Here is a 1,964-nt window from a genome sequence, read left to right on the forward strand (position 1 = left end):
CCTTGAGGCTGCCTGGGTGGGACGGGCCGTGGGCTGCGTGCTCGGCAAGCCCGTGGAGAAGCTCCCGCTGGAGGGGATCCGGGCGCTGGCCCGGGCGGCCGGGAACTGGCCGCTGGACGACTGGTTCACCGCCCGCGGCGTGCCGCCCGCCCTGCTGGCCGCGTACCCGTGGAACCGCCGCTCCGCCACCACCTCCCTCGCCGAGAACATCGACGGCGCACCCGAGGACGACGACCTCGACTACCCGCTGCTGAACCTGCTGCTCCTGCGCCGCCACGGCCGCCGCTTCACCACCGCCGACGTCGGCCGGCTCTGGCTGGACGAGCTCCCGGCCGGCCGGGCCTTCACCGCCGAGCGCATCGCGTACCGGAACCTGCTGCTCGGGCTGGAGCCCCCGGCGACCGCCACCCACCACAACCCGTTCCGGGAATGGATCGGCGCCCTCATCCGCGCCGACGTGCACGGCTGGACCAACCCCGGCGACCCGCGGGCCGCCGCCGAGCAGGCCTGGCGGGACGCCTCGCTCAGCCACACCGGCAACGGCCTGTACGCCGCCCTGTTCGCCGCGGCGGCGATCGCGGAGGCGGCGTCCGGCCGGGCCGACGTCCACACCGCACTGCGGGCCGGGCTGGCCGTCGTACCACCGGGCGCGCGCCTCGCCGAGGCCGTCCGCCACGCGATCCGGGCGGCGCGCGGGGAACGGGACTTCGACCGCGTCGTGGACCGGCTGCACGCCCGCTACGGTCATTACCACTGGGTCCACTCCGTCCCCAACACCGCCCTCGTCGCCGCCGCCCTGACCCACGCCGACGGCGACTTCACCCGCTCGGTGTGCCGTGCCGTCTCCGGCGGCTGGGACACCGACTCCAACGGGGCGACCGCCGGCTCGATCGCCGCCCTGGTGGCCGGCCGGGTCCCGGACCGCTGGGCCGCACCCCTGAAGAACCGCCTGGCCACCACCATCGCCGGCTTCGACGGCATCGGCTTCGACACCCTCGCCCGGCTCACCGCACAGGAGGCAGCACGCTCATGACGGCCATCGCCGTGCTCGGCAGTACGAACATGGACCTCGTCGCCTACGTACCCAAGGCCCCCCGCCTGGGGGAGACCGTCACCGGCCGCGCGTTCCGCACCGTCCCCGGCGGCAAGGGCGCCAACCAGGCCGTCGCCGCCGCCCGGTCGGGGGCGCAGGTGGTGATGATCGGCGCGGTCGGCGCCGACGAGTTCGGCGTACGGCTGCGCTCCGCACTCACCGCGGCCGGGGTCGACACGGCGGGCCTGCGCACCGTGGAGGGCGCCAGCGGCACCGCGCACATCACGGTCGACGACGAGGGCGGCAACAGCATCATCGTCATCCCGGGTGCCAATGCCCGTGTGACGGGCCTGGAGGAGGGCGACGAGGCCCGGATCGCCGCCGCCGGGGCGCTGCTGCTCCAGCTGGAGGTGCCGCTGTCCGCGGTCGGTGCGGCCGCCCGGGCGGCCCGCGCGCACGGTGTGCGGACGGTGCTGACGCCCGCCCCGGCGCAGCCGCTGCCGGCGGAGCTGCTGGCCTCGGTGGACCTGCTGGTGCCGAACGAGCACGAGGCCGCGGCACTGACCGGTCTGACGGACCCCCGCCAGGCGGCCGCGGCGCTGCTGGAGCGGGTCCCGGAGGTGGTGGTCACGCTGGGCGCGGCGGGCGCGCTGTACGCGGCGCGGGGACGGGAGCCGTACGCGGTGCCCGCGCCGCGCGTGCGGGCGGTGGACTCCACGGCGGCCGGGGACACGTTCGCCGGGGCGCTGGCGGTGGCGCTGGGCGAGGGCCGGCCGGTGCGGGAGGCACTGGCCTGGGCGGTGACGGCGGCGTCCCTGTCGGTGCAGCGGCCCGGGGCCCAGGACTCGATGCCGGTGCGGGCCGAGACCGACGCGGCCTTCGCCGCCGGCGCCGGATCATGACCCCGCCCCCGGACCGAACGGCGTCCCCC

General features: G+C 77.0%; 2 protein-coding genes. Both read left to right on the forward strand.

Translation table 11 applies throughout. From position 1 onward, the window contains the following. A partial coding sequence (locus HYE82_RS36190) for an ADP-ribosylglycohydrolase family protein (protein ID WP_179178463.1) occupies window positions 1-1,033 on the forward strand: 1,033 nt, incomplete at its 5' end. Next, window positions 1,030-1,935 (forward strand): ribokinase, encoded by a 906-nt coding sequence (rbsK, locus tag HYE82_RS36195; protein ID WP_179178464.1) that lies wholly within the window; start codon window positions 1,030-1,032, stop codon window positions 1,933-1,935. The genes HYE82_RS36190 and rbsK, both read left to right, overlap by 4 nt. Window positions 1,936-1,964: the final 29 nt, after the last annotated feature.

Origin of the sequence: Streptomyces sp. BR123, from assembly GCF_013401435.1 — a bacterium.
Taxonomy (GTDB): Bacteria; Actinomycetota; Actinomycetes; order Streptomycetales; family Streptomycetaceae; genus Streptomyces.